Source organism: Cupriavidus sp. KB_39 (assembly GCF_052114485.1).
Taxonomy (GTDB): domain Bacteria; phylum Pseudomonadota; class Gammaproteobacteria; order Burkholderiales; family Burkholderiaceae; genus Cupriavidus.
The window spans coordinates 26,167-33,706 of record NZ_JBFREV010000052.1; the positions used below are offsets into that span (position 1 = coordinate 26,167).

Sequence of the window (7,540 nt, forward strand, 5' to 3'; positions counted from 1 at the left end):
GGCCCACGAATCCACATGGCGCGGCCGACTCTGGCTGGTGGCCCTGGCGGGCGCGATGGCGCTGGCTGGCGCGGGTGGCTCGTACTGGTATGCCTCGCGCAGCGGTCCAGGCGCGGGTGCGGGTGCATCGGCCGTCAAGYCGGGCGATGGCATCAGCGGGCCGCTCGGCATGGTCCATGTGCCCGGCGGCGAGTTCCTGATGGGCAGCGACCACAAGATGGCCCAGCCCAATGAACGTCCGGCCCACAAGGTGCGCGTGCCGGGCTTCTGGATGGACCAGCATCACGTCACCAATGCCGAATTCCGCAAGTTCGTCACCGCCACGGGCTACCTGACCACGGCCGAGCGCGCGCCTGACTGGGASACCATGAAGGTCCAGCTYCCGCCCGGCACGCCGCGTCCGCCCGATAGCGCGATGGTGGCCGGCGCGATGGTCTTCGTCGCCACCAACGGCCCGGTGCCGCTGCGCGAGAACTGGCGCTGGTGGCGCTTCGTGCCCGGTGCGGACTGGCGCCATCCCACCGGCCCCGGCAGCAGCATCGAGGGCAAGGACGATCATCCCGTGGTGCAGGTGTCCTATGAGGACGCCGAGGCCTACGCCAAATGGGCCGGCAAGCGCCTGCCGACCGAGGCCGAATGGGAATTCGCGGCGCGCGGCGGGCTGGAGCAGGCCACCTACGCCTGGGGCGACCAGTTCGCGCCGGATGGCCGCCAGATGGCCAACGTCTGGCAGGGCCAGCAGGTGCAGCCGTTCCCGGTGGTCAGCGCCAAGGCCGGCGGCGCGGCGGGCACCAGCCCCGTGCGCACCTTCCCGGCCAACGGGTACGGGCTCTATGACATGACCGGCAATGCGTGGCAGTGGGTGGCCGACTGGTATCGCGCCGACCAGTTCCGCCGCGAGGCCGCCGAGATGAAGACCGTGGTGCTCAACCCGGCCGGCCCCCGTGACTCCTGGGACCCGAGCGAACCCGGCGTGCCCGTGAAGGCGCCCCGGCGCGTCACGCGCGGCGGCTCCTTCCTCTGCAACGAGGACTTCTGCCTGAGCTACCGCCCCAGCGCGCGGCGCGGCACGGACCCGTACACCAGCATGTCGCACCTCGGCTTCCGGCTCGTGATGGATGACAGCCGATGGACAGCCCTGCGCAAGCAGCCCGCCACGGCGATGCAGCCCCCGCCCCAGGACAGCGCGATGCCCCTGTCCGCCCAACTTTCCTCAACCGGAGTCAATCGATGAACGCGAAAGGACTTCCCTCGCAGCGGGCTACGGCGCGCCGCTGGCAACTCGCGGCCACGGCCGTCGTCGCGGCGCTCGCGATAGCGGGCTGTAAGCGGGCCGATGAGAACAAGCCTGCCGAGACGCAGGCCCCGGCCGCCCCGGCTGCTCAGGCCCCGGCCCCGGCCCCGGCAGCGCCGCCGCCCGTGACATCGACGACACCAGCCCCCACCACCCCCGTCCCGGCCACCGCCCCGGCGCAGGGCGCCTCGCCGGTGGCCGCCGCCCCGGCTGGCGCACGCAGCGGCAAGCCCAACATCGTCGTGATCTTTGGCGACGATGTTGGCCTCGGCAACGTCAGCGCGTTCAGCCACGGCGTGGTCGGCTACAAGACGCCGAACATCGACCGCATCGCCAAGGAAGGGATGATGCTGACCGACTACTACGCCGAGAACAGCTGCACGGCGGGCCGCTCCACCTTCATCACCGGACAGACCGTGTTCCGCACCGGGCTCTCCAAGGTGGGCCTGCCCGGCGCGCCGGTGGGCCTGCAGGACCGCGACATCACCATCGCCCAGGCCCTCAAGCCGCTGGGGTACAACACCGCGCAGTTCGGCAAGAACCACCTGGGCGACCAGGACCGCTTCCTGCCCACCAAGCACGGCTTCGACGAGTTCTTTGGCAACCTGTACCACCTGAACGCCGAGGAGGAACCCGAGCGCCCGTACTGGCCCAAGGACAACCCCGACTTCCTCAAGTACTACAACCCGCGCGGCGTGATCCACAGCACCGCGGACGGCAAGATCGAGGACACCGGGCCGCTGAACCGCAAGCGCATGGAGACCATCGACGACGAAACCACCGGCGCGGCGATCCAGTACATCCAGAAGCAGGCGCAGGGGGACAAGCCGTTCTTCCTGTGGATGAACTTCACGCGCATGCACCTGTTCACGCACGTGCGCCCCGAGTACCGCGGCAAGGCCGGGCTGGGCGGCGGCCACGAGTACGCGGACGGCATGTGGGAGATGGACCAGAACGTGGGCAAGCTGCTCAAGTCGATCGATGACGCCGGCATCACCAACAACACCATCGTGGTCTACACCACGGACAACGGGCCGAACTTCTTCACCTGGCCGGACGCCGCCAATACGCCGTTCCGCAGCGAGAAGGATTCGAACTGGGAAGGCGCCTACCGGGTCCCGGCGATGATCCGCTGGCCGGGGAAGATCCAGCCGGGCACGGTTTCCAACGGGCTGATGTCCGGGCTCGACTGGTTCCCCACGCTGCTGGCCGCCGCCGGTGACGGCGACGTCAAGGATCGCCTGGTCAAAGGAACCACGCTGGGCGGCAAGAGCGCCAAGGTCCACCTGGACGGCTACAACCAGTTGCCGATGCTGACCGGCCAGACCGAGAAAAGCGCGCGTAACGAGTTCTTCTACTTCAACGACGATGCCGAACTCGTGGCCATGCGCTATGACGTGCTCACGCAGGGCGCCACCCAGCCCACCGCGTGGAAGGTGGTGTTCTGCGAGCAGCGGGCGCGRGGCGGTTTCGAGGTCTGGAAGGAGCCGTTCACCTGCCTGCGCGCGCCRAARTACTTCAACCTGCGCATGGACCCCTACGAGCGCGCGGACACCGGGCCGACCAATCTTTACCACCAGCTCGAAACCGAGAACCCGTACCTGTTCATCGAGGGTAACCGGCGCGCCATCCAGTTCCTGCAGACCTTTGTCGACTATCCGCCCAGCCAGTTGCCGGCCAGCTTCACGATTGACCAGGCCGAGGCAAGCGTGAAACGCAAGGTGGCCGAGCAGATGGCCAAGGCACAGTCCGTCCAACCGCAGAAGAAGTGACGGCGGCGGACCGGAAGCTGGAACCCGCCATGGGCGCGCGCCAGAGTCGTGGCACGCGCACCGCCGCCCAGGCGGCGGTGCGGGCCGGCACGGCCTGGCGGGTGCCCGCCGCGCTGCTGGTCCTGTCCGGCGCAGCCGGGCTGGTCTATCAGGTCCTGTGGGTCAAGCAGCTTTCGCTGGTGCTCGGCGTGGATGTGCACGCCGTCACCGTTGGCGTCAGCGCGTTCTTCGCCGGGCTGGCGCTGGGCGGCTGGACCATTGGCCGATGGGCCGACCGCGCCGCTTCGCCCTGGCGGCTCTACCTGTGGCTGGAATGCGCGATTGCCGTGCTGGCGCTGGGCGCTACCCTGGCGCTGGCCCACGCGGCGGCGCCGTTCGCGTGGCTGGAAACCCGCGCCGGCATCGTGGCGTGGGCCTTGCCCGTGCTGCTGGTGGCCCTGCCGGCGGTAGCCATGGGCGGCACCATGCCCGTGCTGCTGCGCGCGATCCGTCCTTCCGGAGAACTTGGCGCCCATGGCGGGCGGCTGTATGCCGCCAATACCGSCGGGGCGATTGCCGGCACGCTGCTGGCGGCGTTCGTCGCCATTCCGCTGCTCGGTGTGTTCGGCAGCGCCTGCGCGGCGGCAGGGCTGAACCTGCTGGCTGGTGCCGGGGCGCTCTGGCAGAGCCGGCGGGTGCAGGCCGTCGCTGTTGCCTCTCCTTCGCCATCCATCGCGCCTGCCACGGGCACCGCGCAGCGGCGGCTGGCGCTGGGGCTCTACGCCGTGGCGGGCGGCATCGCGCTGGGCTAYGAAGTGGTCTGGTCRCAGGCCATCGTCCAATTCCTGAGTACGCGGGCGTTTGCCTTCGCGGTGGTGCTGGCGACTTATCTGGCCGGGCTGGTGCTGGGCAGCGCGCTGGTGGCGCGSCGCGTGGACCGTTCGCGTGACCCGTGGAGTGCCTTCGCGCTGCTGGTGGTCGGGGCGGGGCTGGTGGCGCTGGTCGAATTCGCGTGGCTCGGGGAATGGCTGCCGGCCCTGCAATCCGCCGCCTACGCGCGGGTGCTGGAGGGCACGGGCAACCTGCTCGYCGCCTCCAGCGCGCGCTTTGCCGTGGCGGCGCTGTGCATCGTCTTCGTGCCCACCGTGTTGCTGGGCGCGGCGTTTCCGTACGCGGTGCGGCTCTCGGTCGATCCGGCACGGGTCGGGGCCGGGCTGGGCGCCGTGCTGGCGCTCAACACGCTGGGCGGCATCGCCGGATCGGTGCTGGCGGGCGTGGTGCTGGTGCCGTGGATTGGCGTGGTGCATACGCTGGGCGTGCTCGCTGCCGCCAGCGCGCTGGTAGCCGTGCTGGCGATGGCCTTTGGCGATGGCGTCACGCGTCGCGCCCGGGTGGCGATTCCGCTGCTGGCCGTGATCACGCTGATGGTGGCCGTGGCCACGCCCGCAGACCGGCTGGCTCGCCTGCTGGCGCAGGCGCGTGGCGGCGAACTGGTGTTCTACGAGGAAAGCCGGGGCGCCACGGTGGCCGTGGTCGAGCAGGCCAAGGGCACGCAGAGCTTCCGGCGGCTCTATATCCAAGGGGTGTCGAACTCGGGCGATACCATGACGTCGCTGCGCTATATGCGCCTGCAGGCGCTGTTGCCGCTGATCGTCCACAACGGCACRCCGCGCTCGGCGCTGGTGATCGGGCTCGGCACCGGCATTACCGCCGGCGCGCTGCTCCAGTACCCGGGCCTGGAACACCGCGTGGTGGCGGAGCTGCTGCCAGCCGTGGTGCGCGCCGCGCCGAACTTCCGGGGCAATTTCGACGCCAGCCACGACAAGCGCATCGACATCCGCCTGCGCGAYGGCCGCCGCGAACTGCTGCAGGGCACGCAGCGCTACGACCTCGTCACGCTGGAGCCGCCGCCGCCGTCCGCGAGCGGCGTGGTCAACCTCTATTCGCGCGAGTTCTACCAGTTGGCCGCCAGCCGCCTGCAACCGGGCGGCATCGTCGCCCAGTGGCTGCCGCTGCCGACCCAGAACCGCGACGACACCCGCTCGCTGGTGCGCAGCTTCCTCGACGTCTTCCCGCATGCCTCGCTCTGGACTACCGAACTCCACGAGATGCTGCTGGTGGGCTCGGCCGAACCGCTGAAGCTCGATGCGCCGACGATCGCCGCCCGCTTCCAGCAGCCCGAAGTCGCCAGCGCGCTGCGCGCCGTCGGCGTGGCCTCGCCGGCGGCACTGCTGGCCACCTACATYACSGACCGCGATGGYCTCGACTGGTTTGCCGGYGAYGCSCCCGCCGTGACCGATGACCGCCCGCGCATCGAGTACACCGGCTGGGTGCGCCAGAAGGCGTTCGTGCCAGTGCTGCGCGAGCTGCTGGCGCTGCAATCGGACCCGCCGCTCACCGGCGGCGACGATGCCCTGCAACAGGCGATCCGCCGGGAGCGCGACAACCTCCAGACCTTCTACGCCGCCGGCCTGGACGCCTACGAGGGCAACCGGCAGGCCTGGAGCCACCACATCACCGAGGCGATCCAGGCCGACCCCGACAATCCCTACTACCGCTGGTTCACCGGAGGCGGCCGATGAGTGCCCGCGACGACATCCTCACGCTGCAGGCCCGCATGGGCGAGTCCATCGTCGGGCAGGCGCGCATGATCGAACGGCTGCTGCTCGGCCTGCTGGCGGATGGCCACCTGCTGGTGGAGGGCCTGCCGGGGCTGGCCAAGACCCGGGCGATCAAGAGCCTKGCGCGCCATCTGGACGCGCGGCTCTCGCGCATTCAGTTCACGCCCGACCTGCTGCCGGCCGACATCACCGGCTCCGATATCTATGTGACGGACGCYGGCCGGGGCGACTTCCGCTTCCAGGCCGGGCCGATCTTCGCCAACCTGATCCTCGCCGACGAGGTCAACCGCTCGCCCGCCAAGGTGCAGGCCGCGCTGCTCGAAGCCATGGAGGAGCGGCAGGTGACCGTGGGGGGCCAGACACACAAGCTCGAGCCGCTGTTCCTGGTCATGGCGACGCAGAACCCGATCGAGCAGGAGGGCACTTATCCGCTGCCCGAGGCGCAGATGGACCGCTTCCTGATGCATGTGAACGTGGGCTACCCCGAGGCCAGCGCGGAGGCCGAGATCATCCGGCTGGCGCGCAGCGAGGAAGCGCCGCCGCCGCAGGCCGCTGGTGGCGCCACGGCGGACAAGCTCTCGCCCGAGTCCGTGTTCGCGGCGCGGGCGGCCATCCACGGCATTGCCGTCAGTGAGCCGGTGGAGCGCTATATCGTCGCGCTGGTGCAGGCCACGCGTGACCCGGGCCAGTTCGACGATGACCTCAAGCGCTGGATTCAGGTGGGCGCGAGCCCGCGCGGGTCGATCGGGCTGGACAAGGTGGCGCGCGCCATCGCCTGGCTGCGCGGGCGCGATCACGTGACCCCGGACGATGTGCAGGCCGTGGTGCACGACGTGTTCCGCCATCGGCTGATCCTGTCCTACGAGGCCCACGCCGCGTCCGTCAGCGCCGATGCGGTGATCGACCGCCTGCTGCAACGCGTGGCCGTGGCCTGACAGCCACCCCASCATGCCGCGCGACTTCGCCGCCCGCGACCGAGCCGCCACCGGTGCCGGCGCGGCCCCCTCGACCGCCACGCCGGGCGTCAACGTCGACATGAACGCGCTGGCCGCCCTGGAGGCCACGGCCCGCGACTTCCACTTCCGCACGCGCCAGCCGGTGCACAGCCTGCTGTCCGGCCGGCACGGCTCACGGGTGCGCGGGCGCGGGCTGGCCTTCGAGGAGGTGCGCGGCTACCTGCCCGGCGACGATGTGCGGACCATGGACTGGCGCGTGACGGCGCGCACCGGCAAGCCGCACGTGCGCGTCTATGCCGAGGAGAAGGAGCGCCCGGTGCTGCTGGTGGTGGACCAGCGCATGAACATGTTCTTCGGCAGCCGGCGCGCGATGAAATCGGTCGTGGCGGCAGAAGTGGCCGCGCTGGCGGCGTGGCGCATCGTGGCCGATGGTGATCGCGTTGGCGGCATCCTGTTCGGCGATACCGACCTGACCGCCAGCGCGCCGCGCCGCAGCCGGGACGCCGTGCTGCACCTGCTGGGCSAYCTCGTCGCCCATAACCGCCGCCTGCATGCCGAGGCAACCGCCCGGCGCGGCGCCGACCAGTTCAACGCAGCGCTGGAGCGCGCGGTGCGGCTGGCGGGCCACGACCATCTCGTCATCGTCATCAGCGACTTCGACGGCGCCGACGACCGCACGCGCCGGCTGATGCTGGCGCTGCGCAGCCGTAATGACGTGCTGTCGGTGCTGGTCTACGACCCCTTCCTGCTGGAGTTGCCCGATTCCGGCCACCTCGTGGTCAGCGACGGCGAGCTGCAGGTGGAACTGGGCTTCGGCCGCGCCGCGCTGCGYGACCAGATCGGCAGCTTCGCCAGCCAGCACAGCCAGGCGCTGTTCGACTGGCACCACGGCATCGGCGTGCCGCTGCTGCCGGTTTC

Annotated in this window: 5 protein-coding genes; all 5 read left to right on the forward strand. The window is 70.5% G+C overall.

The annotated features are described in order from the left end of the window. The first annotated feature begins 55 nt into the window (after positions 1 to 55). Positions 56 to 1,234 carry a formylglycine-generating enzyme family protein gene (locus AB4Z27_RS26385; protein WP_441645648.1) on the forward strand — a complete coding sequence of 393 codons (1,179 nt, stop codon included), beginning with the start codon at positions 56 to 58 and terminating at the stop codon, positions 1,232 to 1,234. Continuing rightward, complete coding sequence (locus AB4Z27_RS26390) at positions 1,231 to 3,066, forward strand: arylsulfatase (protein ID WP_092296493.1); 1,836 nt, start codon at positions 1,231 to 1,233, stop codon at positions 3,064 to 3,066. Before AB4Z27_RS26385 ends, AB4Z27_RS26390 begins: the two co-directional genes overlap by 4 nt. Before the next feature lie 29 nt (positions 3,067 to 3,095). Beyond that, positions 3,096 to 5,627, forward strand: coding sequence for a fused MFS/spermidine synthase (locus tag AB4Z27_RS26395; protein WP_441645645.1), 2,532 nt, complete (start codon positions 3,096 to 3,098; stop codon positions 5,625 to 5,627). Then, positions 5,624 to 6,601 carry an AAA family ATPase gene (locus tag AB4Z27_RS26400; protein ID WP_441645646.1) on the forward strand — a complete coding sequence of 326 codons (978 nt, stop codon included), beginning with the start codon at positions 5,624 to 5,626 and terminating at the stop codon, positions 6,599 to 6,601. The genes AB4Z27_RS26395 and AB4Z27_RS26400 overlap by 4 nt, the downstream gene beginning before the upstream one ends. 13 nt (positions 6,602 to 6,614) lie before the next feature. Further along, positions 6,615 to 7,540: DUF58 domain-containing protein (locus AB4Z27_RS26405; protein ID WP_441645647.1), on the forward strand; the 926-nt coding region annotated here is incomplete at its 3' end.